We start from the raw sequence: 26,178 nt of genomic DNA, 5'->3' as shown, positions 1-26,178 counted from the left end.
TTTTTCAATATAGAGATGAGCTGAGAATGTAAGCGATTTTATAAGTGTAAAGGGGAGTTAAGATTGGTTGTGATTTCAATCACGTTTTTAAATGGTGCTTAAAGATCAAAATGAGCGTGATTTTTAGGCCAAGTCACTTTTGTATTCAAATTTAATAGTTGTTAAAAGAAATATTTTTCTTTAATTCAAGCACATTTTTGGTGCTTGAAATTAGTACACAATGCACATTTTAGAAAAAACAGTAGGATTACAAAATCACAAAATAAAAAAGAGCGCCGAGGCGCTCTTTTTTACTTGCTTTGATCATTAGTAATCGAAGCTAAAATGTTCTGGTGCTAATGCTGTCATGGTTTTAGATGGATTGACCATCGCTTCGGCATGACCTTGGGTACGTGGCAATAAGCGTTCAAAGTAGAAATCTGCCACTTTGATTTTCGCTTTGTAGAACTCTGGGGTTTCTGCGCCATCATTCGATGCCAGTTTGGCCGATGCAACGGCCGCCTGCTGTGCCCAGAAGTAAGCCATCATCACATAACCCGAGAACATCAGGAAGTCGACAGAGGCACTTGAGACGATGTCGCGGTCTTTACGTGCTGCCAGCATGATGCGTACCGTCAGGGCATTCCACTGCGCGCATAGCTTGGTTAAGTCCCAGGCAAAACGGCGCATGTATTTATTGCGGGCATGCTGACCACAGAATTTCAGAATTTCTGCGGTATAGTCACGAATCACTTTACCTTTTGAGGTCAGCAGTACTTTACGGCCAATCAGGTCAAGCGCCTGTACACCGGTGGTGCCTTCATACAGGGTCGAGATACGCGAGTCACGTACAATCTGTTCCATGCCCCATTCTTTGATATAGCCATGACCGCCATAAACCTGCATGCCATGGTTGGCGGCTTCATAGCCCATTTCAGTCAGGAAGCCTTTTAGAATTGGAGTATAGAAACCGAGGTGATCATCATGCTGTTCAAAGGCAGCGGTATCGCCACGCTCCAGTGCATCGGTCATTTTGTCGGCAATTTGTGCGGCATGATAAATCATGGCACGACCACCTTCAGCAATAGCTTTTTGCGTCAGCAGCATACGGCGCACATCGGCATGGTGAATAATGGCATCGGCCACTTTTTCCGGATCTTTTTTACCGGACAGGGCACGCATTGACATCCGTTCTTTGGCATACGGTAAAGCACCCTGGAAGGCCAGTTCCGCATGACAGATCCCCTGAATCGCGGTACCAATACGGGCAGTATTCATAAAGGTGAACATGGCATGCAGGCCTTTGTTTGGTTCGCCAATTAAATAACCCACCGCATTGTCAAAGTTCAGCACCGCGGTTGCCGACGCGCGAATCCCCATTTTGTGTTCAATTGAACCACAGGTCACTGGGTTACGCTCACCCACGCCACCGTCTGCAGATGGCAGGAATTTCGGTACGATAAACAGGGAAATACCTTTGGTACCGGCCGGAGCATCCGGTAAACGCGCCAAGACAATATGGACAATATTTTCGGTCAGGTCATGTTCGCCGGCAGAAATAAAGATTTTGGTGCCTGAAATGGCATAAGTACCATCGGCTTGCGGTTCCGCTTTGGTTTTCACCTGACCTAAGTCAGTACCACATTGTGGTTCGGTCAAACACATGGTTCCTGACCAGGTGCCTGCCACCAGATGCGGCAGATAGGTATCTTTTTGTTCGTCTGTACCGTACTGGATAATGGTGTTGATACAGCCCACACTTAAACCCGGATACATCTGAAATGACCAGTTGGCGGTGCCCATCATTTCAGATTTGATCAGGTTTAACGACATTGGCAGGTTTTGACCGCCGTACTGTTCTGGATAAGACAGACCTTGCCAGCCGCTTTGCACAAACTGGTCATAGGCTTCTTTAAAGCCTTTTGGCGTTTTCACTTCGCCATTTTCAAAATGACAGCCTTCCTGGTCGCCGGTCTGGTTCAAAGGAGAGAGGACATTTTCACAAAAATCAGCCGCCCCTTCGAGAATCATGTCGACTGTTTCTGGATCTGCTGCTTCACCGTTAGACAAAGTTTGATAATGTGCTGGATAGTCAAACACTTCATTCATTAAGAAACGAATGTCGTGTAAAGGCGCTTTATATGCTGGCATAACATTAATCCTGATTTAAAAATAGTTTTGGATTATCTGATCGGATAGTTTGATTATTCACACTGCGCATCAAAATACATTGATGTTGAATTCAGTTAAAAATGTCAGAAAAGCGAATCAATAGAATCTTATAGACGTGGGATCAGTTCTAATTTAGGAGAAAATCCTGCCCTTGTCACCACTGTTTTTTGTATTCTATTTATTTAAATTATAACAAAATAAAACATAAGTGAGCATGATCTAGGACCAAAGCCTAATGGCCGGCAAGGTGTTTAAATCTGGGCAAAACGGTTGCCATATTTGTGTCATTAAATCCAATCATAATGCGGGTTAATTGTGCAGCCTAAATCTCAGCCATAAAAAAGAACCGTGCAAGATCGGTTCTTTTTCCGGGAAAAATCGCAGATTTTAAAGAAAATCTTTTAAATCGGGTTTGACCCCATTCCAGATTGAAAACGATTCAATTGCCTGTCCAACCAGCATGCCAAAGCCTTCCGAGGTTGGAATCTGACGGGCCTTGGCCTGTTCCAGAAAACTGGAGGGCTTGCCATAAGCCATTTCATAAGCATGTTGAAATTGCAGCGCATCCGGCAGGATTAAGGCATCGCCACTCAAGCTGGCCGATGTCGCGTTAATGACAATGTCAAACTCGCCAGCCAGGGCATCCAGACCAATGGCAGACAGTTCGGCCTGTGGTACGGCTTGCTGCAAATCAGCCACCAGCTGTTCGGCGCGCGCCAGAGTACGGTTGGCAATCACCACTTTTTTGACGCCGGCCTGAACCAGCGGATAAATCACGCCACGGGTGGCGCCGCCGGCACCAATAATCAGAATTTCGGTATTGTCCAAATTCCAGTTCAGCGCACGAATGGCATCGACCAGCCCTTGACCATCGGTATTGTCCCCATGCAGCTGGCCATCTTGCATCCACAAGGTATTTACAGCTTTGGCGGTTTTGGCCCGTTCGCTGAGTACATCACACAAGGCAAAGGCCTGTTCTTTAAACGGCACGGTGACATTCATGCCCACCCCACCTTCGGCAAAGAATTCACGAATATTGGCTTCAAAACCATCCAGCGGTGCCAGGCGTTTGCGATAGACCAGATCAACCCCGGTTTTTTCGGCAAAGGCATGATGCAGTTCTGGAGAGCGGGACTGTTCAATCGGGTTGCCCACTACGGCAAATTGTTTGCGCATTTTCACATGATCCATTTGCTGAAATGCCCATCAATATACGCCAAATCGGGCAGGGGCTAAAGCCTGCAAATGATGAACAATTGGAATAAATCCAATAAGCAAAACGACACAATCGGGTGTCGGGCAGGGAAGAGGGGGATAAGGTAAAAGAAGAGAAAATCGAATAGAGAAAAATAAAAAGATCAATAAAGCAGTCTGATCTGTAAACCTGTGACGGCTTAAGGATTACAGATATCCAAGATGGTATCTAAAACCAGCAAAACTGAAGTAAAGACCAGAGCAATCAGGGCAAAAACACTGGCTACAATCGACAGGCTGTCACTTAAAGGATGTTCAAAAATAAAAGTAATGCTGAGAGAGCAGACTAGAAGACTGAGAATTAGCCAGAATAGCAGACCTTTGTGTTGAGCAATAAAATTTTGCAGCATGGGAGTGTTCCTTAAATCGATATTGGCTCAATTCCATCTTTCGCCAGACACATTAAACCAAGACTATAGAGTCTACTCGCTTTAAATGAAAGTCTTGTGAAGAGTTGGCGAAAAAGTGTATGCAAATATATTTAAACGTATGCGACTTGCAAGCGTGTGTTGCAGGAAAAAAGCTACCGCTATTTGCGGTAGCTTTTTAGAAACTTATTGTAGTTCGCGTAGCCAGTCATGCGGCTTTAAATAATAGTCGGTGAGTTTTTTCTCTGCGGAATTGGCCTCCCATTCCGGGCGATAACTCCAGCCGGCCAGGTTAGGCAAGCTGACCAGAATGGATTCAATCCGGCCGCCAGTTTGCAGGCCAAACAGCGTACCACGGTCATAGACCAGGTTATATTCCACATAGCGACCACGACGATAGAGCTGGAATTCACGCTGCGCTTCGGTATAAGGTTTATCCTGATTGCGTTTAAAAATTGGCAAAATTGCTTCCAGATAGCCGTTGCCCACCGCCTGAATATATTCAAAGCAGGTGTCAAAATCCCACTGGTTTAAATCATCAAAAAACAGGCCGCCCACTCCACGCTGTTCATCGCGATGTTTCAGATAGAAATAGTCATCACACCACTGTTTATGTTCGGCATAGACCTGCTCGCCAAAGGGCGCACATAAGTCATGTGCCGTCTGATGCCAGGACAGGACATCTTCATCATTCGGATAAAACGGGGTCAGGTCAAAACCGCCGCCAAACCACCAGATCGGGTCCTGACCTTCCGGTTCGGCCACAAATAAACGCACATTGGCATGTGAGGTTGGAACATTTGGATTTTTCGGGTGAATCACCAGAGATACGCCCATCGCCTGCGCTTTGGCACCGGCAATGCCAGGATGGCGTTCGGTTGCTGAGGCAGGTAGTTTGGAAATATTGATATGCGAGAACATCACCCCGCCTTTTTCAATCACGCTGCCATTTTGTAAGACCCGGGAACGGCCACCGCCCCCTTCAGGGCGCTGCCAGTCATCAATCACAAATTCAGCCGTACCGCCGCCGGCCTGTTCCTGTTGTTCTAACGCGGCACAGATGCGCGCCTGTAAATCGAGAAGAAATTCACGTACGCGTTGAATATCAGCGGAGGTAGGATGCTGCATGATGACACTCATGAATAAAAAACAATAAGCACATCAAAGCACAGATTGGTAAAAAAATTAAGAGGGGAAGGGCTGCTGTGCGCTGCGCATGGCTTATCTAAGTGAAGAGGCAACAGCATGAGCTTCCCGATTCCCGACCAAAAGGCTAGGTTGAATTCCTGTTTTAAGCTCCGCAGAATAGTGAATACGGGCCTTGTGCCCACCTCATAGGGTCAATTGCAGTGGAGCAATGTAGATGTTGAAACCGGCCAGTTCTCTCGTACAAAAATACAATGTTCCGGGACCCCGCTATACCAGTTATCCGACCGTACCGTATTGGGAAGAGGCCAGTTTTTCTCGCGAGGCCTGGCAGCAAAGTCTGCAACGCGCGTTTGCTGAATCCAATGCCAGCGAAGGCATCAGCCTGTATATCCATCTGCCCTTCTGCGAAAGTTTATGTACCTTTTGCGGTTGCCATAAGCGCGTGACCAAACGCCATGAAGTGGAGCAACCCTACATTCAGGCGGTGCTGAAAGAGTGGGATTTATATTGCCAGTTGCTGCCAGACCGGCCGATGATTAAAGAAATCCATTTGGGTGGCGGCACGCCGACTTTCTTTTCTGTAGCCCATTTACAGCAGCTGATTCAGGGCATTCTGGGCAAAGCCACAGTGGCGCCCGAGCATGAATTCAGTTTTGAAGGCCATCCGAACAATACCACTCGTGAACATTTGCAAGCGCTGTATGATCTGGGCTTTCGCCGGGTCAGCTATGGCGTGCAGGACTATAATGAAAAGGTCCAGAAAGCCATCCACCGGATTCAGCCTTATGAACATGTGCAGCGTGTGACCGAATGGGCGCGTGATATTGGCTACACGTCAATTTCGCATGATCTGGTTTTTGGTCTGCCTTTTCAGAATCTGGAGGATGTTTTACATACCATTCAGCAGACCACCCGGTTAAATCCGGACCGTCTGGCTTTTTATAGCTATGCGCATGTGCCGTGGATTAAAGGCAATGGCCAGCGCGGTTTTAAAGATGATGATGTGCCAAAAGATGAACTGAAACGTACCCTGTATGAAGAGGGCAAGAAAAAACTGCTGGCGCATGGTTATCATGAAATTGGCATGGATCATTTTGCCCTGAAAAGTGATGCCATGTATCAGGCTTTTCAGCAGGGCAGTCTGCACCGTAACTTTATGGGCTATACCGCTTCCAAAACCCAGCTGATGATTGGCCTGGGATTGTCCTCGATCAGTGATAGCTGGTACAGCTTTGCGCAAAATGAAAAGACCCTGGAAGATTATTATGCGCGACTGGAACAGAACGAAATTCCGGTATTTCGCGGGCATGTACTGACCGCTGAGGACCTGATGATTCGCCGGCATATCCTGAATTTGATGTGCAGCTTCCAGACTTCATGGGCCGAGCCAGAGATGCAGTTCCCGGAATTGCCTGAGGTGCTCAAGCAGCTGGAAGAAATGCAGGAAGATGGCTTGTTAACGCTGTTTGAGGATCATTTACAGGTTACGGAGCAGGGCAAACCGTTTGTACGTAATATCTGTATGGCGTTTGATTTGCGTTTAAAACGTAAAGTACCGAGTACCCGTATTTTCTCGATGACGATTTAATTTTTATCTCATTCAATTCAGCATTCAATCACATGACCCGGCGACAGGGAGGTCGCCATTTCACTGTATGGCAGGGATGCCATATCAGTGAAATAAAGGGGTTTGGTTACTTTGCCCCGTCAAAGTAACAAAGAAAAAGCCTTCATGCAGAGTGAAATGTTATTGATACAGACCGTCTGCCAATTTGAAATAGTTTAAAAACAAGTTATTTAGTCGAGATAAGCAGAAAGGCGACATTCCTGTCGCCGGTCATTTGATTAAAAGGTTTTTTGACTTTAAAAGAGGGAAAGCTGTTTTTGGAAACCTTAAAATGACTTAGAAGTCATCTTTTTGGTACATATGCGCCATACGCTCATGTTTGGTCTTTAAATACTGCTCATTAAATGGGTTTAAACCCACCGTTAACGGCACGCGATCCACCACATTAATCCCTTGTTCACGGAGTGCTTCAATCTTTAGCGGGTTATTGGTAATTAACCGCACCGCTTTGACTTGCAGATGATCCAGCATAATGCTGCACATATCATATTGACGGGCATCGGCTGGCAGATTCAGCATTAAATTGGCATCTACCGTGTCATGTCCCTGATCTTGCAGGGCATAGGCACGAATCTTGTTGGTCAGGCCAATGCCGCGTCCTTCCTGACGTAAATATAAAATCACCCCTTGTCCGGCTTCATTAATCAGGCGTTGGGTGGCCTGTAATTGCGGGCCGCAGTCACATTTTAATGAAGCAAAGGCATCCCCGGTTAAACACTCGGAATGGACACGAACCAGTACCGGTTCGGTCGGGGCCTGTTCCAGACCTTTAGACAGTGCAACATGCTCTTCGCCAGTTTTCGGATCTTGAAATACAGTAATTTTAAATTCACCAAAAGCGGTTGGTAGTCTTGACGTTGCGACAAATTCTATAGGCACAGTTTTACCCGTTAAATTGTTCATGAATGCGTTAAAGTATAGCCTAATGCTCAGACATTAGTAGAATAGGATTGCTGAATTTCTGCAGAAGATTTTCTTTTTTGTAGAAAGCGAACGATAATAGTTGATAAATAGCAAGGTTATTCAGGATAATCTACGCCACCTAAACACTGCCCGACTGAAATCATTGCTCAAAACTACATCGCTAGAAATGTGGCTGATTGAAGATGGTACAATTCGACTATATGATCGAGTAACTCCCCCTTGACCTAGCTTAGGTTTTGCCAGGCTTTAGAAGGCTTTGCCACATATGTTGTATACAGAAATACCGACTCAACGCCCTGTAACACCGTTGCTGGATAGCATAGATCATCCACAACAATTACGTTTACTCGCGCAAAGCCAGTTAGCACAAGTGGCAGATGAGTTACGTCAATTCATTTTGTATGCAGCAGGGCAAAGTGGCGGGCATTTCGGTGCCAATTTAGGGGTCATCGAACTGACTGTGGCCTTGCATTATGCGTTTAATACGCCACATGACCGTCTGATCTGGGATGTCGGTCATCAGGCTTATCCGCATAAAGCCTTAACTGGACGCCGTGAACAGCTGACCACCATTCGAGCCAAAGATGGTCTGGCCGCGTTTCCGGCCCGTGAAGAATCTGAATTTGATACCTTTGGCGTCGGACATTCATCCACCGCGATTTCTGCCGGTTTGGGCATGGCGCTGGCTAGCCGTTATCAGCAGCAGCAGCGTGAAGTGGTGGCAATTATTGGTGATGGTGCCATGACCGCCGGCATGGCCTTTGAAGCCATGAATGATGCGGTGGCGCATCAGGCCGATTTAATGGTCATTTTAAACGACAATGATATGTCAATTTCCTGCAGCACCGGTGGTTTTGCCAAACATCTGGCGGCGCTGTGGCAGCGCGGCGAAAGCGTGCATATTGATGCTGCTGGCGAGGCCTATATCCAGCCACATCCCGAGTGGAACTACACCTCACGTTTGCATTGTGCTGCAACCGATGCGGCTGATAATTTATTTAAAGCGATTGGTTTTGATTATTTTGGTCCTTTTGATGGCCATGATGTTGATCAGCTGGTCAATGTATTCCAGGCGCTGAAAAAGCGTAAAGGCCCGCGTTTAATCCACGTTTATACCAAAAAGGGCAAAGGCTTTGCCCCGGCAGAAGCGGACCAGATTAAATATCACGCAATTAGTAAAATCAACAGCAGCGCGTCTGCAGCAGCGGCACCTAAATATTCCGATGTTTTTGGCCAATGGCTATCCGATGAAGCTGCACAAGATTCACGCCTGCTGGCGATTACTCCGGCCATGTGCGAAGGTTCGGGCATGGTGCAGTTTGCCAAGCAATATCCGGAGCGTTTCTTTGACGTAGCCATTGCTGAACAGCATGCCGTGACCTTGGCGGCCGGAATGGCCTGTGAAGGTTTAAAACCGGTGGTCGCGATTTATTCGACTTTCCTGCAACGTGGTTATGATCAGCTGATTCATGATGTGGCGCTGCAAAATCTGGATGTCACCTTCGGTATCGACCGGGCCGGTCTGGTCGGTGAAGATGGTCCAACCCATGCCGGAGCCTATGACTATGCCTACATGCGCACCGTACCGAATATGGTGATCATGGCGCCGAAAGATGAAAATGAATGCCGCCAGATGCTACACACGGCTTATCATTATCCGGGGCCGGCAGCGGTGCGTTATCCACGTGGTAATGGCGTTGGAGTCGAAATTCAGCAGCAATTGAACCTGATGGAGATCGGTCAGGCAGAAATTGTGGCGCGTTTTAATGAACAGTCGGATGAGCAGATTGCCATTTTGGCCTTTGGTAGCCGGGTCTATCCGGCCATTGAAGCAGCACAGGCATTTGCAGCCCGGCATGACATTGCCGTGCAAGTGGTGAACATGCGTTTTGTGAAACCGCTGGATGAAGCCATGATTGAACGCCTGGCTGAAAACACCCAGCTGTTTGTAACAGTAGAAGAACATGCAGTGATGGGCGGCGCGGGCAGTGCCGTCAGTGAATATCTGGCCAAGGCTCAGCTGGTCAAGCCTATTATTCACTTAGGCCTGGATGACAGCTTTATGCAACAGGCCACACATAGCCAGATGTTGCAGCAGGCCGGTCTTGATGCCGCCGGTATCGAGCAGGCCATGACCCAGGCCTGGAACAAGCTGACCGAGAGCGTTTCATCCTGAAGCAATAAATTTTAGAAACATTTATTCCCCAAAAGCCCCAATATTTGCTAAAATGTTGGGGCTTTTATGCATTATTCTTTATCAGTATCTTCAAATTTGTAGTGGGTGTTCAATGGAACCTATGGTGGTGATGGCTGCGCGTGCGGCTCAAACAGTTGGTCAAGAGCTTTTAAAAGCGCATCAGAATCGTCATAAACTCGATCTACAAGTCGAAGAAAAAGGAATTGATGGTCCAGTAACGCGTGTTGACCGTTACCTGGAACAGTTGACCATCGATACCCTACGTAAAAGCTATAAAAATCACAGTTTCTTGGGTGAAGAGTTCGGTCTGCAAGAAGGTAAAGGTCATGACGCCGATTGGTGCTGGGTGATCGATCCTTTAGACGGTACGCTTAACTTCATCAACGGTTTTCCGCATTTCTGTATCTCTATTGCTGTTCAGCACAAAGGCGTGACTCAGCACGGCGTGATCTATGATCCAGTCAAAGACGAATTGTTCTCTGCCAGCCGTGGTCGTGGTGCCATGCTTAATCAGCGCCGTATCCGCGTGAATGTTAAAGACAGCCTGGAGAATACGTTCCTGGCTGTGGGTCATGCTTACCGCGCCAAACGTAATGGTGAAGTGGTGTCGTATGCCAAAAACCATTTCGAATCATTATTGAACGTGACTGAAGCTGGTGCGCAATATCGCCGTGCAGGTTCTGCTGCGCTGGATCTGGCTTATGTGGCAGCTGGCCGTTTAGATGGCTATTTCGAGCTGGGCCTAAAACCGTGGGATATCGCAGCGGGCGAGTTAATCGTCAAAGAAGCTGGTGGTACTGTAGTGGATGCACGTGGTGGCAGCGATTCTATGGACAATGGTCAGGTACTTGCGTGTTCTATGAAAATGCTGAAGCCTTTAATGAAGGCAGTAGTACCTGCCTGGGGCGACGCGGCAAAATAATAGACGCATTGAGTGAAATGACAAGGCTTGCTCCCAAGCCTTAAAAAACAGCCCGCCCAGTCGGGCTGTTTTTTTTGCCTGTTATTTGTGCTTGATTTAATTCAAGTTTAACGACTGGTACAGAAATTAACGCAAAAGTTGATTAAATTAGATGACTTTTAAAATAATCCTGCTATAATCCGCCCACGCACTTAATTTCCGTTCATTACCTGAACATTTCTCTTCTAATCATTGTGTATGCGCGTGCGGTCCAAAGAGAGGACGATATCTCGCGCCCCAATCGCTAAAGCGATTCCTTCAGGTTAAGCCGTAATCATGCGTGCGTTATATCAACATCGTCGTTACTCGGATCGCCGCTGAATTCTTAAATTTTCAGCGTTCAATGCTGTGCCGCTTTTTGCCGATGTCCATTTGACTTTATTATTATGGAGCACCCAATTCTCGGGTGAAATACTCTATGAGCAAAACTTTTGCTGATTTTCCTCTACACGAAACTTTACAACAAGCGTTAGACGCTCTTGGCTTTACTGCGCCTACGCCTGTACAGGAACAGTCAATTCCTGCGGCATTAGAAGGTAAAGATCTTCTTGTATCAAGCCAAACCGGTTCGGGTAAAACTGCAGCGTTCCTTCTCCCAACGCTGAACGCACTTGCAAACCAGGACACATTCGTTCCGTTTAAAGAACGTATGAAAGCCATTACTCAGCCATCTATTCTGGTACTTTGCCCAACACGTGAACTTGCTCAACAGGTGAGCCAGGACGCGATTGCATTTGTACGTCACATGAAAGGTGTTCGTATTGCTGCGATCATGGGTGGTATGCCTTTTGGTAAACAAATTCAACAGTTAAAAGGTGCACAAGTGGTTGTAGCGACGCCAGGTCGTCTACTTGACCTTGTGAACCGTCGTCAAATCAAACTCGACAAAGTTAATGCGTTGATCGTTGACGAAGCTGACCGTATGCTGGACCTGGGTTTCTCTGAAGACCTGGAAGCAATCAGTGATTTGGCTGCAAACCGCGAACAGACCTTAATGTTCTCTGCGACATTTGCACCACGTATCATCACGCTTGCTGAACGTATGATGAATGAGCCAGAACGTATTGCGATCGAAACTGGTCACTCTACTAACACTGACATCACTCAAACGCTGCACTGGACTGATGGTTTCGAGCACAAGAAAAAACTGTTGACGCACTGGTTGAGCGAACAGGATCTTGATCAGGCTGTTGTATTCGCTTCTACCCAAGAAGATACCGATATGCTGGCTGAAGAACTGGCTGAAGCAGGTCACTCAGTTGTTGCGCTGCACGGTGCAATGCCACAAACTGTTCGTAACCGTCGTTTACGCAGCATCCGTGAAGGTCGTGCCAAGATTTTAGTTGCAACTGACGTTGCAGCGCGTGGTCTGGATGTACCGACTATTTCTCACGTGATTAACTTCGGTCTGCCAATGAAGAACGAAGACTATGTACACCGTATTGGCCGTACTGGTCGTGCCGGTCGTACTGGTAAAGCGATTACTTTGGCGACTTACCGTGAACGCGGTAAAATTCGTGCGCTTGAAGATTACTTAGATGCACGTTTAGAAGTATCTGAAATTGAAGGTTTAGAGCCATCTCCACCTCCAGCACGTCCACGTCGTGACGGCGGTCGTGGTGGTAAACGTGACGGTGGTCGCGGTGGCCGTGGTGGTTTCGGCGGTGGCCGTCGTTTTGAAGGCGAAAGCAACTTCAAACGTCGTGAAGGCGGTGATGACCGTCCACGTCGCAGCTTCGACGACAAACCACGTGGCGAGCGTCCATTTGGTGAAGACCGTCCACGTCGTGAATTCAACAGCGATCGTCCGCGTCGTGAAGGTGGTTTTGGCGACCGTCCACAGCGTTCTTTCGATGACCGTCCACAGCGTTCTTTCGATGACCGTCCACGTCGCGAATTCAACAGCGATCGTCCACGTCGTGAAGGTGGCTTTGGTGACCGTCCACAACGTTCTTTCGATGACCGTCCACGCCGTGAATTCAACAGTGACCGTCCGCGTCGCGAAGGTGGTTTCAATGAGCGTCCACGTTTTGACAGCAATGATGACAACCGTGGCAACCGCGTAGACTACAAACCACGTCGTGAAGGTGCTTTCGGTGACCGTCCTAAGCGTGATTTTGGCGACCGTCCAGCGCGTTCATTCGGTGAAGACCGTCCACGTCGCGAGTTCAACAGCGACCGTCCACGCCGTGAAGGTGGTGACCGCCGTCGTAAATTCAACGACTAAGTTGAACTGAGCGAATTCAGAAAACCGGTGCTTGCACCGGTTTTTTTATGCGAGAAAATTTGAATTTTGATGAGGAAAATGTATACTGGTTCAAGTTTATTTAAGAATATATTAAGCGATGTCTCATTATCATTCGCACAAACTGCCCGGTGTGTCATCTATGAAAGAGGTGCTTATGCCATATATTTTTTTGGTTTTGCTGCTCTGTAACCTCATCTTTTTTATTTACAGAACTTTTGCCTAAGCTGCATCTCTTTGTTTCTACGCTCAAATTAGACCATAATAAAATCGTACAACTTGTACACAGTTTAAAAGAATTTCATAGATAACAATTTGTTCTCCAATCCTTTATAGTATGCATGCTGAAAAAATGCAGGAAAATCCTCAGCTATGAATAATCAGACACCTCTACAGGCGCCAGCACTGATTGAAGTCAATCACCTGAGCTTTAAACGAGGGGAGCGGGTCATTTACGACAATGTCAGCTTAAAAATTCGACGTGGGCAGATTACTGCAATTATGGGACCGTCAGGCACGGGTAAAACCACCTTGCTGCGTTTAATTGGCGGGCAGCTCACTCCGGATCAGGGTGAAGTGCTGCTCGATGGCAAGAATATCGGGAAAATGTCACGTCAGGAGCTGTTTGCAGCACGGGCGCGAATGGGCATGCTTTTTCAAAGCGGTGCCTTGTTTACCGATATGACGGTTTATGAAAACGTGGCCTTCCCGATTCGTGCACATACCCGTTTACCCGAACATCTTATTGCCGAACTGGTGGCTTTAAAGCTGGAATCGGTGGGTTTGCGTGGTGCCGAGCAGCTCATGCCGTCTGAACTGTCTGGCGGGATGAACCGTCGTGTGGCTTTGGCGCGTGCCATTGCGCTGGACCCGGAACTGATTATGTACGATGAACCTTTTGCCGGTCAGGACCCGATTGTGATGGGTGTATTGACCCGTTTAATCCGTTCATTGCGTGAAGCGCTGGATTTAACCACCATTATTGTGTCGCATGATGTGGCTGAAACCCTCTCCATTGCCGACTATATTTATGTGGTGGCGGAAGGGAAAGTGCAGGGTGAAGGCACCCCAGAACAATTAAAACAGCATGCCTCGCCTTTTGTACGTCAGTTCTTAACCGGTTCAGTTGAAGGCCCGGTCGACTATCAGTTTAGCCATCAACCCTATTTAAGTCATGAGGTGCATTCAGCATGAATGCGATTGCTGCATTAGGACGCCGTGTGATTGAGCGGGTACGTGGTATAGGCGTTGCCACATTGATGCTGCTCCAGATTTTATTTTCTATGCCAACCTGGATTGGCGTGAAACTGTTTATTTACCAGATGTACCGCGTCGGGGTGATGTCACTGCTGATTATTGTGGTGTCGGGTTTATTTATTGGGGCGGTGCTGGGCCTGCAAATGTACAGCATTTTGGTGACCTTTGGCAGTGAAGCCATGCTGGGTACTGCTGTGGCCTTAACCTTGCTGCGTGAACTGGCACCGGTGGTTGCGGCCCTGTTATTTGCTGGCCGTGCCGGTTCTGCTTTAACTGCTGAAATTGGCCTGATGAAAGCCACCGAACAGTTGTCCAGTATGGAAATGATCGGGGTGGATCCTTTAAAACGGGTCATCTCGCCACGTTTATGGGCCGGTATTTTCAGCTTGCCGATGCTATCCGTGATTTTTGCTGCAGTCGGCATTATGGGCGGTAAATTCGTTGGGGTAGATTTTTTAGGCGCCGATGAAGGCTCTTACTGGAGCGGTATGGAAAGCACCGTGCAGTTCTATAAAGATATCTTTAACGGCACCATTATTAAAAGTTTTGTTTTTGCATTAATTTGTACCTGGATTGCGGTCTACCAAGGCTATGCCTGCGAGCCTACGTCTGAAGGTATCGCGACATCTACCACGCGTACCGTGGTGTATTCATCGCTTTGTGTTTTAGGTTTTGATTTCGTATTGACTGCGGTCATGTTCGGAGGTGTTTAATGAAATCACGTACTAGTGAGCTGGCCGTCGGTGTTTTTGTCATTCTGTTTGGTATTGCTTTATTCTTCCTGGCGATGCGGGTCAGTGGTCTGGTGGGCACCACCATTCAGGACAGTTATTCCATGACTGCAACGTTTGACAATATTAACGGGATTAAACCACGTGCCAAAGTGGCCTTAAGTGGGGTTAAAGTCGGGCAGGTTGAATCTATTACTTTAGACCCGGTGACGCGTCTGGCCACTGTGACCATGATTCTGGATGGTGAGCTGACCACCTTTAATCAGGAACAGTTACAACAGGTGCAACAATATGCTCTGGAAGAGTTGCGTTACAGCAGCGAATACAGCGAAGCCGATCCTGCGCAACAAAAAGCAATGGAAAAGCAACTATTGGATAACATGACCTCCATCACCAATATCGATGAAGATGCTTACATAATGGTAGCAACCAATGGTCTTTTGGGTGAGAAGTACCTGAAGATTGTACCGGGTGGTGGTCTGAATTATTTAAAACGTGGTGATCAAATCAGCAATACCCAAAGCACCATGGAAATTGAAGACCTTGTGACCAAGTTTGTAACCGGCGGCGCAGGCAACAAGTCATCATCCGATAACCCGGCAGATGAGACATCCGCTGAAACAACAGATGCAGAAGTGTCATTTGTTGAGTAATTGAGAGGAGAAATTTTAGTGAAGACATTGTTCAAACAAACCTTGACCGCAAGTGTTTTGGCCACGCTGGTGGCAGGTAGTGCATTTGCTGCACCAACCGAAACTCCTCCCGCATTTATCAAGAAAGTGGCGGATGGCCTGATTTCGCGTTTAAAAGCCGATCATGCCAAACTGCAAAATAATCCGGCCTTGGTGAAAACCATTGTGCGCCAGAACCTTGATCCGTATATCGATTCGCAAGCCTTTACCCGTATTGTGATGGGAACCTATGCGACCAATCAGTACAGTTCGGCTGCCCAGCGTGCCCAGTTTGAAAAGAATTTCCGTGAAACCCTGATTGAAAACTACGGTTCAGCCTTTGCGAAATTCAGCAACCAGACTTATACCTTACGTCCGTATAAAGCCAGCAACAGCAAGAACCCGGTAGTGACCATCGACTTTAACAACAAAGGCGAGAAAATTCCGGTATCGTTCCAGCTGGTCGATAAAGGCAATCAGTGGAAAATCCGTAACATCAACGTATCCGGGATTGATTTAGGTCTGCAGTTCCGTAACCAGTTTGCAGCCAACGTCAAACGTAATGGCGGCAATATTGATAAAGCGATTGCGACCTTTAAACCAGATGCAGAAGCTGCGGTTGATAAAAAATAATAGGACGTGCTGTGATTGAATATGTAAATCAGGAACTGCGGGTTTCCGGGAAAATTGACTTTAACAATGCCGAGCAGTATTACCAGCAGGGGCTGCAGCTGATTCAACAGCAGCCCGCCCCGGTGGTGGTGAATCTGGCCGAACTTGAGCAGGGCAGTACCCTGGCTTTGGCTGTGCTGGTGCGCTGGTTAAGACAGACCCCGGATGCGCAAGGGCTGGTCTTTAAAGCCGTCCCGGAAAAAATGATGAAGATTATTCAATCCTGTCATTTGCAGGATGATTTACAGCTCAGCGCTTAAACAAAAAGCACCTCAACCGAGGTGCTTTTTTATGGCGTTAAGTTTCTCTCTTTACCTAAGGGAGGTGAGGAGGGATGAAGGATTAGTGAAACCAGCCCTCTCTCTAACTCTCTCCCTTAGGGAGAGACATGTCGCATTAAATCCATTTCTTCCATCTGAAGTAAATCAGCGGCCCGATAAAGAAGCCAATCAGGATAATACTGACAATAATAAAACTGGTGGTGCCTTTGGCAAAAGGCAGTACGTCGGTGTTCATGCCATAAACACTGGCCACCAGCATTGGCGGTGCCAGCATACTTGGTAAAATCGAGAAGCGACGGATGGTGTCATTCTGTTCGGTGTTAATGAAACCCGAAGTAGTATCGAGCAGGAAGCGTACTTTCTGGAACAGGAAGGCGTCGTGTTCGACCAGCGAGCGTACATCTTCACTCAGTTCACGGATATCGGCATCATAAATATGACTGCCCAAGGCACGTGGACGCGCTAAAAAGGTCAGCACACGGCGTAAATCAATCAGACAGAGCTGGGCTTTTCCAAGCATATCTTCCAGTTGAGCCAGCCGGGTAATCATGTCATCAAGGTCTAAAATCATTTCCCGGTGGCGGTTATTCAGCACTTCGGTGGAGTATTTTTCCAGGTCCTTGTGGATATCTTCCAAGATATCCGCAAGCTCATCCAGCTTGGCTTCTAACAGACCGAGCAGCACCCAGGTCGGGTCTTTATAATCAATTTCATAATCATTGCGCCGTGCACGGGCACGAAAGGCACGAAAGGCCACCAGTTTTTCACCGCGCAGGGTTAGCAGGCGGTCCCGGTTTAAAATAAAGGCAACGGTTTGTACCGTGGCGAGAATACTGGAATTTTCTTCCGATTCATCATCGACCTGATAGTTTTTATTTTTCGTTAAAAAATAGGTGCTGATGTGTAAAACCCCATCATCATCACGGTAAAATCGGGCAGATGAGGAAATATCTTCCAGAGACTTTAAGGTGGGTAAATCCTGCCGGTAGGCGTCCATGACCCACTGTTGTTCTTCTTGTGAAGGGGCGATCAGGTCAATCCAGACCAGTTCTGGATGCAGGTCGAAGCCGCCGTTGATGGTGGCATCTTCTAGACTACCGCGCTCTGTGGCGTAAAAGGCTTCAAGCATTAGTCTTTTCTCCCTTGCGCAGTATGGGTTTTATTGATGGGTGTATTTTAGACAAGGATTTGATTAAAAACACTGTTTGAAGTGCTAATTTATTTAAAAAACCAGCTCAAGGGTATATTTGCGGCATCATAGCCGCTGAACATGGTGAAAAAATGACAAATTCAATTGCAGTCTTCTGTGGCTCGGCTTTAGGTTCCGATGCGGTTTTTGTGGACACGGCGCAGCTGGTCGGGCAAACGATTGCAAAACAGGGCAAAACCCTGGTCTATGGTGGTGGTCGCTCCGGGTTAATGGGTGTGGTCGCAGACAGTGCCTTGCAGGCCGGTGGTGCCGTAATTGGCGTGATTCCGGAGCCACTGGTTGATCGCGAGCTGGCCCATCCCGGTTTAACCGAGCTGCATGTGGTGAAGAATATGCATGAGCGTAAAACCAAAATGTCAGAACTGTCCGATGCCTTTATTGCCATGCCAGGTGGTGCCGGCACACTGGAAGAAATTTTTGAGCAGTGGACCTGGGCCCAGCTGGGAATTCATTTAAAACCGAATGCCTTTTTAAATGTTGAAGGTTTTTATGATGATCTGCTGTGCTTTATTCGCATGACTACTGACAAGGGCTTTACCCATGCACGTTTTACCGAGGCGTTAATTGTGTCTGATTCTATGGATGAGATTTTAAGCCAGTTTGAACGCTTTCAGGCACCTGAACCGAAATGGGGTATGGCCGACCGTCAGGCCTTGGTGAAATAAATATGAACACCATTACCGTAGCTGCGGCCATTATTCTGAACGAGCAGCAGCAATTGCTGCTGGTACGCAAACAGCACACCCAATGTTTTATGCAGGTTGGCGGCAAGCTGGAAAGCAATGAGCCACCGGAGCAGACCATCTGCCGGGAAATTGCGGAGGAAATTGGCTGTCAGGCCCAGATTAAACAGTTTGTTGGCCGTTTTGAAACCGCTACAGCCAATGAGCCGGATCATCGTCTGGTCAGTTATGTCTATTATGTGCAGCTCGATCAGGACCCGCAGGTTCAGGCAGAAATTGCGGAAATGAAATGGATTGAACTGGGGGATAAGACGACACGTCTGGCACCGTTAACCACAGAAGTGGTGATTCCCTGGGTGAAACAGCAGCTGTTACAGTCGGCTTAAGGCTGGCTGTCTTTTTGAAATGATTTATCCGTCGGCACTGGCAATACACACCGCATAGACCTTGTGACAGCCAAGTTGCTCCAGCTGCTGTTTCAGTGCACGAATTGAGCTGCCGGTGGTGACCACATCATCAACAATTAATACCCGGCGATAAGGCCGGCCGGCATCGGGTCGCAGCTGGAATTGCTGGTCCAGATTTTCCAGTCGTTCCAAGCGGCTTAAGCCTTTTTGACTGTGTTGATGGCGCCGTACAACCGGTTGCCAGATTGGCAGCTGTAAATGGCGTGCCAGCACCTGAGCCAGCAGCAGGGTATGATGATAACCGCGCTCTGCCAGTCGCTCGGTTGCCACCGGCATCGGGACAATGGCCTGTACCCGTGGATAGGCCAATTCACACAGGCTGCCCGCCAGTAAAGGCTGATAATGCAATTGCTGCTCATATTTGAATTGCTGAATCATCCGGTCGACTGGATAACGATAATGACAGGCCACCTGAATCTCGGTTTCCTGCCGGTAGACGTTTGCTTTTAACCATGGCAGTTGCTGCAAGCAATCTGCACAGACCCGGTACTGCTGCTGGGCCGCACTGCCACAGAGCTGGCAGGGCAGTAATTTTTGTAATAGCGTACGGCTATGCGCCAGCAGCTTAGACATAGGCATAACGTGGTGCTTCCGGCAGCCAGCGTTTGAGCAGGGCCTCGGCCTGCTCGGGATAATCTTTCAGCATCTGCTGGGCCACATAATGCGCCTGATTCAGCAGATGATCATCGCGTTCCAGCTTGGCCACACGAAAGCCCATATCGCCGGTTTGTTTGGTGCCCAGTAACTCTCCCGGGCCGCGCAGTTCCAGATCTTTTTCGGCAATCACAAAGCCATCATTGCTTTCTCTTAAAATTCGCAGCCGTTCCTGGCCGTTTTGCGACAATGGATGCTTATACAGCAGGGCACAGAAACTGGCTTTGGCGCCCCGACCGACCCGGCCACGCAGCTGATGCAATTGTGACAGCCCTAAACGCTCGGCATTTTCAATCACCATAATTGAAGCATTCGGGACATCGACGCCGACTTCAATCACGGTGGTGGCAATCAGCAATTGTAGCTGGTTGTCTTTAAACTGCTGCATCACCGCCTGTTTGTCATCAGCCTTCATTTTGCCATGCACCAGACCAATATTCAGTTCCGGAAAGCGTTCCTTGATTTCAGCAAAAGTCGCTTCGGCAGCTTGCGCATCTAACGTTTCTGACTGTTCTACCAGGGTGCAGACCCAATAGGCCTGTTTGCCTTCGGCACAGTTGCTGGCAATACGCTGTAATACCTGCTCGCGCCGGTCCAGTGGAATGGTCACGGTCTGAATCGGGGTACGGCCCGGCGGCAGCTCATCAATAATGGAGGTATCCAGATCGCCATAGGCGGACATCGCCAGCGTACGTGGAATTGGGGTGGCGGTCATCACCAGCTGATGCGGAGTCATGTGATTCAGGCCTTTGTTTCTTAAGGCCAGCCGCTGATCGACCCCAAAACGGTGCTGTTCATCAATAATCACCAGTCCCAGCTTGGCAAATTCGACATTGTCCTGAAACAGCGCATGGGTACCGACCACCAGCTGGGCGCTGCCATCCTGAATAATCTGTTCGGCGCTGGCGCGGGCCTTGCCTTTCTGTTTTCCGGATAGCCAGGATACGGTCAGTCCCAAAGGTTCAAACCAGCGTTTAAAGTTTAAATAATGCTGCTCAGCCAGAATTTCAGTCGGTGCCATCAGCGCCACCTGCCAGCCTTCTTCTAGCGCATGACAGGCCGCCACCGCCGCCACCAGTGTTTTGCCGGCGCCGACATCACCTTGTACCAGCCGCAGCATCGGCTTGTTTTGTTTCAGGTCCTGGATAATTTCCTTGGACACTCGTTTTTGTGCGCCGGTCATGCTAAACGGTAAGCCGGCCAGTAACTGCTTGGCCAGATGTTGGCTGGGCGCAAAAGCTGGCGCTTCAATCTGCTGAATATAAGCACGGCGGGTCAATAAACTGACCTGATGTGCCACCAGTTCTTCAAAAATCAGCCGCTGCTGGGCCGGATGCGAACCCTGACCAAGCTGCAGCATATTGGCACTGGTTGGCGGCTCATGGATATATTCCAGCGCCTGTTTCAGTGCATAGCCGTTGGTAAATTTTTCCGGCAACAGTTCCGGCAGATCATCACTGTGCTGTTTCAGCGCCTGTTTGACATATTCGCGCAGTTTGGGCTGGGTCAGCCCTTCGGTGCTTGGGTAAATCGCCGTGAGTTGGGTTTTCGGTAGCGGAGTATGCTCGCTGATCAGCTGGATTTCCGGATGATACATTTCCAGACCACGTGCGCCGACCCGGACTTCACCAAACACGCGCAGGCGGTTGCCGACTTTGGCACGGTCGGTTAGGCCTTTATAAATATGATAAAAACGTAAGGTGACTTTGGCGCTGTCATCATCCAGCAGAATTGCCATCGACTTGCGTTTGCCGGGTGGGAAATCGACCCCTTTGACAATGCCTTCCAGTAAATAGCTGCGGCCGACGTTCAATTGGTTCATCGGAATGATCGTGCTACGATCTTCATAATCACGCGGCAGATGAAACAGTAGGTCATCTGTGGTGAAAATATTCAGTTTTTCCAGTAACGCGGCAGCAGCAGCGCCAACGCCTTGTAATTGATGGACTGCGGCCATGTCCCCTCAACAATGGTAATGAGCAAGTGGGTTATGCATATTTTATTTATCGGTTATGGTAAAACATCTGCACGTGTGGCTAAACAACTATTTCAAGCCGGCCACCAAATTACCACAATTAGCCGCAGCCGGAAAAGTGATGTGCATGCAACGCATCTGATTCAGGATGTGCAGCAGCTGGATTTAAGCCAGCTGGCGCCCATTGACTGGGTCTATGTGCTGCTCAGTCCGGGACAGAGTACGCCGGAGGCCTATCAGCAGACCTATCTGGATTCGGTGCAACCAATTGTAACGGCGCTGGTAGCGCATCCGGTGCGGCGCATGGTGGTGGTGTCATCGACCCGGGTGTATGGACAAAATGCCGGGGAATGGATTGAGGATACCACACTGCTTCAGCCGCCAGATGCACAGGCAGACATTCTGCTCAAGATGGAGCAGGCCTATTTAAGCGCTTATCCGGAGCGTTGCACCATTATCCGGCCCAGCGGTATTTATGGCAGCTCAATCGCAAGGATGGTCAAGCTGGCGCACACGCTCACTGAATATCCAAACCGGCACTGGTCTAACCGGATTCATATTGATGATCTGGCGCGTTTTCTGGCACAGATGATTCACGTGGAACATCTGCAGGAGAGTTATATTGTCAGTAATGGTCAGCCGCAACTGCTGCATGAAGTGGTGCAATGGTTTCAGCAGCAGCTACATCGGCCGTTATTAACCCTGACCAGTCCGCACGAAACCGGCAAGCGGATTCGACCGAAACGGATGCAGGACAGTGGTTTTAAGTTACAGCATGATGACTGTTTTCAGGATTATCTGGCCCTGTTACAGCAAGCGGATGTGAACTAAGAGTTTTTCATTTTATTGAGGATGGCTTATATTTCCCGCACCTTTGCACGAAGGCAAAGATACGGGTTATGGACGGTTTTTTATTTCTTTTTACGTTTTAAGCGACGTTTGGCTTGCTGCGCAGCTAGGGCATCCAGCGCATCTTTCAGTTCTTCATCGCTAAAGGTGGTGATGTGTTGCAGCATTTGCAGGGTGACATCATCCAGCACAAGATTGGCATACTGCGCCACATTGCTAAAGTTCTCATCAAAGACAATAGCATTGTCGCTGTTGGTGCTGATATAGCCTTGCTGGGTCAGTACTTTAATAAAGCTCTGGAACAGGGCCTTATCGAAGAACTCTGGTGAGTTGAACTCATACAGCACCGATAAACGCTGACCCACCAGATGACTCAGTTCTTCAACCTGACGGGCGGAAATATTGCCAGAACCACGCTGGGTAATCAGCGCCAGGGTCATGTAGTAGCGTTCCAGGCTTTGCATCACCGGCGCAGCCAGCACCACCAGCTGGTTATGATCTTCACTGTTCGGTGCCGGAGAAAGTAGATTCCCTTCAGCATCTTCACTGATCAGTTTGGCCTGAATCAGCCCATCGGCATAGGCACAGATCTGCTGTTTCAGTTCTGCTTCATTCCATTTCAGGAACAGCTCGGCTTTCAGGAACGGATACAGCGTGCGAATTACATTAATCAGATCGCCGCGCTTGATCGAACCATTGTGCTCAACCAGTGCCGCTACCAGAGATGGCAGGACAAAGGCATGCAGAATATTGTTGCGGAAGTAGGTCAGCAACACCGCCTGATTGTCTTCAATGGCAATTATATCGCCCAGAACGTGTTGTACACGTTTGATCAGTTTCAGCTTCAGACCGTAGGCAATAATTTCCTTGCCTGAAAGCGGGGTGATGTGGGTGCGCTCATCGTAAGGCAGGGCAGTAAGCAGGTCACGATAGGTATCCAGCTGCTTGATACAGATCGCTTCATCTAAGGTATGTTTTGGCGTGCCCAGCAAAATCAGCGATAACAGCGATACCGGGTTAATTACCACGGCGCGGTTAATGTTTTCCAGAATCGCATAGGCCGAGCTGTTTACCGCATCGGATACTTCCTGCGGAATCGGATCGTCATTTTTTTCGATACTGATCTGCTCGGCGCCATGCTGTTTTAGCATGTCATCTAAAAACACTGGCTCGCCAAAATTCACATGCACCTTGCCAAAAATACGCTCGATTTTTCTCAAGGTTTTCAGAATACCGACAATGGATTCGGCCTCTTTCGGTTTACCCTGCATTTCACCGACATAGGTCGAACCTTCCATCAGGCGTTCATAGCCAATATAGGTTGGCACAAAGGCAATCGGTTTGGCGCGGCCACGTAAATGTCCATGTACGGTCATGGCCAGCATACCGGTTTTTGGTGGTAACAAGCGGCCGGTACGCGAACGGCCGCCTTCAATAAAGTATTCCAGCGGCGTGTTGCGCGACAGAATGCTGTACAGATATTCCTTAAATACGGTGGTGTACAGGCCATTGCCACGGAAAGTCCGGCGAATAAAGAAAGCCCCGCCACCGCGTAATAACTGACCGACAAAGGGCATGTTCAGGTTATCGCCAGCGGCAATGTACGGCACCATCATGCCGCGTTTATAAATCACATAAGACAGTAATAAATAGTCGATATGACTGCGATGGCACGGGGTATAAATAATTTCGTAGTCTTTGGCCAGCTCACGCACGGTACTGAAATTATGCACCTCGACGCCATCATAGAGTTGGGTCCATAAACGGGTTAGCGCCGTTTCAGCAAAGCGGATGGCGGCATAGGAATAGTCCGACACGATTTCATTTAAATAGCCAATGGCACGGCGCTCGGCTTCAATCATGCTGATTTTACTGCGGATGCTTTCGCGGCGAATGGCTTCTTGTACATCCGGCGCTTTAATCAGGCTATGCATCACATTACGGCGATCCGATAAATCGGGGCCTAACACCACTTCGCGCTGGCTGTCTAAATAATTATTTAAGGTATTGATGATACAGGTCGCCGGCGACAGGTTCGGGGCCTGCATCTTGGCGGTCTGCACCATGGCTCTTAAAGACTGTGCCTCATGAAATTCCAGATAGGATTGGCGACCATGCAGGCCAATATTGACCAGCTGCTTGACGGTGCCTGGTGTAGCCCAGGTATCGGTCAGTAGCAGTTTGAGCCAGGAATCTTCTTTATCTGGTGCGCGGCCCCAGAGGACGGTGACTGGAATCAGCTCAATATCCAGTTCCGGGTACTGCTCCAGCAGTTCAATCAGACGCAGCAAACGCGGCGGAAAGGCGTGTGGCGGCGGATTTAGCAGATTGTTTTCATCATAGTGCTGTAAAAACAGGATTGAGGCTTTTTCCTTGTGCTGGCCAATCTGCATCGGGTCTAATGCGGGCGGCAGCTTTAAGCGGCGTGTTTCACCATCAAGGACCAAGGCATTGCTGCGGGAATGGTTCTGCAGCACATAGCAGACAATTTTCTGGGTCGGCTGTTCTGAATGGTCTGTCGCTGCTGCTTCGGCAGGAACCTCGCCCAGTACATGCGGGGTTACCACCAGATCAAGCAGTTTGCTTGAAAGCTGACGATAAATTTGACCAAAACCACTCTTGGACATACCAACTCCTAAATCAATGACCAGTACCGCAGATTATCTGAGGAAAAAAATAATGAATCTAATTGTAGCGAAAAATAGCCTGACATTTTCTGACAAATTCTATCTTTAGTGCTCAATTTTATCGTTAAAAATCGTATTTTTAGTGCGGCGCATTATACGGGAGCCGTGACAGGGCAGTCAGTTAAACTTTAGTGTTTTGGTCAACAAATATGGCAAAATAGGCAAGATTGAGCTGTTTCTATTTTGCTTGTTTTGATTTTTAAATATCCCGACATAGGTTTCCCCGCATGAATGCACTGACTCAGGAGCTGGTTGAACTGCTTAGCCTGGAAAAACTTGAAGAAAATATCTACCGAGGCATCAGCCGCAATCTGGTCGGTAAGCGCGTGTTCGGTGGACAGGTGCTGGGCCAGGCGCTGCGTGCGGCCTCGTATACCACCGACCGTCCGGCGCATTCCTTACATGCCTACTTCCTGTTTGGTGGCGATGTCAACGCACCGATTATTTATGAAGTGGACCGGATTCGTGAAGGCAAGAGCTTTGTTAGCCGTCAGGTACGAGCCATCCAGCATGGCCGGACCATCTTTATGTGTATGGTATCTTTTGCTGCGCCAGAAGAAGGGCTGAATTACCAGATTTCCGAGCCTGAATATCCGGCACCGGAACAGTTAAAAAATGAAGCAGAACTGGTACAGAGCATTGTCGAGTTTATTCCGAAAAACGTTCGTGCCAGCTTTACCCGTGACCGGCATGTGGAAATCCGTCCGGTGAATCCAAGTAATCCGTTTCAGCCGCAGCCGGAAGCGCCGTCTTATGCGCACTATATCCGTACGCATAGTCCGATTGCAGCGGAGCAGGATGAAATTGCCCTGCATCAGGCCATTGCTGCTTTTTATTCCGACTTTACCCTAATGACCACTGCGCTGCGTCCGCATGGCCTGAGTTATCTGTCGCCAAGTTTGCAATGTGCCAGTATCGACCATGCCATGTATTTCCATAAGCCATTCCGGGTCGATGACTGGATGCTGTATGACATGGAAGCCACCATCAGTAACAGTTCGCGTGGCCTGAACTTTGGCCGTATGTGGCAAAACGGCGAGCTGGTCTGTAGCACCACGCAGGAAGGTTTAATTCGCTTACGCGAAATTGAAACCCAGTAAGCTCACCTCAATAAAAAAGCTGAATCAACCGATTCGGCTTTTTTTATCCTGCCGTCAATGGCAAT

The 26,178-nt window shown here is 48.4% G+C and carries 22 protein-coding genes; 13 read left to right on the top strand and 9 right to left on the bottom strand.

Translation table 11 applies throughout. The annotated features are described in order from the left end of the window. Positions 1 to 306 precede the first annotated feature (306 nt). From FTU67_RS05015 to hemF, 4 genes are all read right to left on the bottom strand, one after another. The gene (locus FTU67_RS05015) at positions 307 to 2,130 is read right to left on the bottom strand and encodes an acyl-CoA dehydrogenase C-terminal domain-containing protein (RefSeq protein WP_016658512.1); all 1,824 of its coding nucleotides are present in this window, start codon (positions 2,128 to 2,130) and stop codon (positions 307 to 309) included. Positions 2,131 to 2,538: 408 nt separating this feature from the next. Next, complete coding sequence (gene aroE, locus FTU67_RS05010) at positions 2,539 to 3,327, bottom strand: shikimate dehydrogenase (RefSeq protein WP_075168246.1); 789 nt, start codon at positions 3,325 to 3,327, stop codon at positions 2,539 to 2,541. Between the two features lie 218 nt (positions 3,328 to 3,545). Then, on the bottom strand, positions 3,546 to 3,755 hold the full coding sequence (locus FTU67_RS05005) for a hypothetical protein (protein ID WP_016658513.1): 210 nt from the start codon (positions 3,753 to 3,755) through the stop codon (positions 3,546 to 3,548). A 204-nt stretch (positions 3,756 to 3,959) separates the two neighbouring features. Then, on the bottom strand, positions 3,960 to 4,901 hold the full coding sequence (gene hemF / locus FTU67_RS05000; RefSeq protein WP_180061479.1) for an oxygen-dependent coproporphyrinogen oxidase: 942 nt from the start codon (positions 4,899 to 4,901) through the stop codon (positions 3,960 to 3,962). Between the two features lie 235 nt (positions 4,902 to 5,136). On the opposite strand from hemF, the gene hemN reads away from it, so the two are divergent. Next, positions 5,137 to 6,510: an oxygen-independent coproporphyrinogen III oxidase gene (hemN, locus tag FTU67_RS04995; RefSeq protein ID WP_180061478.1), complete on the top strand. Its 1,374-nt coding sequence runs from the start codon at positions 5,137 to 5,139 to the stop codon at positions 6,508 to 6,510. A 315-nt stretch (positions 6,511 to 6,825) separates the two neighbouring features. Here hemN and ribA read toward each other — a convergent pair whose 3' ends face one another. Beyond that, the gene (gene ribA, locus FTU67_RS04990) at positions 6,826 to 7,428 is read right to left on the bottom strand and encodes a GTP cyclohydrolase II (RefSeq protein WP_034598236.1); all 603 of its coding nucleotides are present in this window, start codon (positions 7,426 to 7,428) and stop codon (positions 6,826 to 6,828) included. 310 nt (positions 7,429 to 7,738) lie between these two features. Here ribA and dxs point away from each other — a divergent pair, with 310 nt between their 5' ends. The 8 genes from dxs to FTU67_RS04950 all read left to right on the top strand — a co-directional run bounded on the left by dxs (position 7,739) and on the right by FTU67_RS04950 (position 16,467). Then, entirely contained in the window at positions 7,739 to 9,649 is a 1,911-nt protein-coding gene (gene dxs / locus FTU67_RS04985) for a 1-deoxy-D-xylulose-5-phosphate synthase (RefSeq protein WP_005180334.1), read from the top strand. Between the two features lie 112 nt (positions 9,650 to 9,761). Continuing rightward, positions 9,762 to 10,592 (top strand): inositol monophosphatase family protein, encoded by an 831-nt coding sequence (locus FTU67_RS04980; RefSeq protein WP_034597976.1) that lies wholly within the window; start codon positions 9,762 to 9,764, stop codon positions 10,590 to 10,592. A 457-nt stretch (positions 10,593 to 11,049) separates the two neighbouring features. Next, on the top strand, positions 11,050 to 12,858 hold the full coding sequence (locus FTU67_RS04975; protein WP_180061477.1) for a DEAD/DEAH box helicase: 1,809 nt from the start codon (positions 11,050 to 11,052) through the stop codon (positions 12,856 to 12,858). A 390-nt stretch (positions 12,859 to 13,248) separates the two neighbouring features. Beyond that, entirely contained in the window at positions 13,249 to 14,070 is an 822-nt protein-coding gene (locus FTU67_RS04970) for an ABC transporter ATP-binding protein (RefSeq protein ID WP_005180329.1), read from the top strand. Continuing rightward, on the top strand, positions 14,067 to 14,846 hold the full coding sequence (mlaE, locus tag FTU67_RS04965; protein ID WP_005180328.1) for a lipid asymmetry maintenance ABC transporter permease subunit MlaE: 780 nt from the start codon (positions 14,067 to 14,069) through the stop codon (positions 14,844 to 14,846). The genes FTU67_RS04970 and mlaE overlap by 4 nt, the downstream gene beginning before the upstream one ends. Next, positions 14,846 to 15,517 carry an outer membrane lipid asymmetry maintenance protein MlaD gene (locus FTU67_RS04960; protein WP_075168244.1) on the top strand — a complete coding sequence of 224 codons (672 nt, stop codon included), beginning with the start codon at positions 14,846 to 14,848 and terminating at the stop codon, positions 15,515 to 15,517. Before mlaE ends, FTU67_RS04960 begins: the two co-directional genes overlap by 1 nt. Before the next feature lie 18 nt (positions 15,518 to 15,535). Then, the gene (locus FTU67_RS04955; protein WP_005180322.1) at positions 15,536 to 16,168 is read left to right on the top strand and encodes a phospholipid-binding protein MlaC; all 633 of its coding nucleotides are present in this window, start codon (positions 15,536 to 15,538) and stop codon (positions 16,166 to 16,168) included. A gap of 11 nt (positions 16,169 to 16,179) precedes the next feature. After that, the gene (locus tag FTU67_RS04950; protein ID WP_045795311.1) at positions 16,180 to 16,467 is read left to right on the top strand and encodes an STAS domain-containing protein; all 288 of its coding nucleotides are present in this window, start codon (positions 16,180 to 16,182) and stop codon (positions 16,465 to 16,467) included. A 136-nt stretch (positions 16,468 to 16,603) separates the two neighbouring features. Here the strand turns inward: FTU67_RS04950 and FTU67_RS04945 are convergent, their stop codons facing one another. Beyond that, positions 16,604 to 17,617, bottom strand: coding sequence for a CorA family divalent cation transporter (locus tag FTU67_RS04945; protein ID WP_005180320.1), 1,014 nt, complete (start codon positions 17,615 to 17,617; stop codon positions 16,604 to 16,606). 152 nt (positions 17,618 to 17,769) lie between these two features. On the opposite strand from FTU67_RS04945, the gene FTU67_RS04940 reads away from it, so the two are divergent. Together FTU67_RS04940 and FTU67_RS04935 are read left to right on the top strand one after the other, a co-directional pair. Further along, a complete protein-coding gene (locus tag FTU67_RS04940; protein ID WP_160240933.1) occupies positions 17,770 to 18,363 on the top strand; it encodes a TIGR00730 family Rossman fold protein in 594 nt (197 codons plus the stop codon). Between the two features lie 2 nt (positions 18,364 to 18,365). Beyond that, the gene (locus tag FTU67_RS04935; RefSeq protein ID WP_180057072.1) at positions 18,366 to 18,767 is read left to right on the top strand and encodes an NUDIX domain-containing protein; all 402 of its coding nucleotides are present in this window, start codon (positions 18,366 to 18,368) and stop codon (positions 18,765 to 18,767) included. A 24-nt stretch (positions 18,768 to 18,791) separates the two neighbouring features. Here FTU67_RS04935 and FTU67_RS04930 read toward each other — a convergent pair whose 3' ends face one another. Together FTU67_RS04930 and recG are read right to left on the bottom strand one after the other, a co-directional pair. Further along, on the bottom strand, positions 18,792 to 19,427 hold the full coding sequence (locus FTU67_RS04930) for a ComF family protein (RefSeq protein ID WP_180061476.1): 636 nt from the start codon (positions 19,425 to 19,427) through the stop codon (positions 18,792 to 18,794). After that, positions 19,414 to 21,459 carry an ATP-dependent DNA helicase RecG gene (gene recG, locus FTU67_RS04925; RefSeq protein ID WP_180061475.1) on the bottom strand — a complete coding sequence of 682 codons (2,046 nt, stop codon included), beginning with the start codon at positions 21,457 to 21,459 and terminating at the stop codon, positions 19,414 to 19,416. Before recG ends, FTU67_RS04930 begins: the two co-directional genes overlap by 14 nt. A 33-nt stretch (positions 21,460 to 21,492) precedes the next feature. Between recG and FTU67_RS04920 the strand changes: the two genes are divergently transcribed. Then, positions 21,493 to 22,308 (top strand): NAD(P)H-binding protein, encoded by an 816-nt coding sequence (locus FTU67_RS04920; protein WP_180061474.1) that lies wholly within the window; start codon positions 21,493 to 21,495, stop codon positions 22,306 to 22,308. Positions 22,309 to 22,388: 80 nt separating this feature from the next. Here the strand turns inward: FTU67_RS04920 and plsB are convergent, their stop codons facing one another. Beyond that, positions 22,389 to 24,953, bottom strand: a complete 2,565-nt coding sequence (gene plsB, locus FTU67_RS04915) for a glycerol-3-phosphate 1-O-acyltransferase PlsB (RefSeq protein ID WP_016658523.1) — start codon at positions 24,951 to 24,953, stop codon at positions 22,389 to 22,391. Positions 24,954 to 25,240: 287 nt separating this feature from the next. On the opposite strand from plsB, the gene FTU67_RS04910 reads away from it, so the two are divergent. Then, positions 25,241 to 26,113, top strand: coding sequence for an acyl-CoA thioesterase II (locus FTU67_RS04910; protein ID WP_005180310.1), 873 nt, complete (start codon positions 25,241 to 25,243; stop codon positions 26,111 to 26,113). The last annotated feature ends 65 nt before the right edge of the window (positions 26,114 to 26,178 follow it).

The organism is Acinetobacter sp. YH12132 (assembly GCF_013418645.1).
GTDB lineage: Bacteria > Pseudomonadota > Gammaproteobacteria > Pseudomonadales > Moraxellaceae > Acinetobacter > Acinetobacter indicus.
The sequence above is the reverse complement of the archived record's forward strand: the minus strand, read 5'-3'. Positions and strand labels throughout refer to the sequence as shown.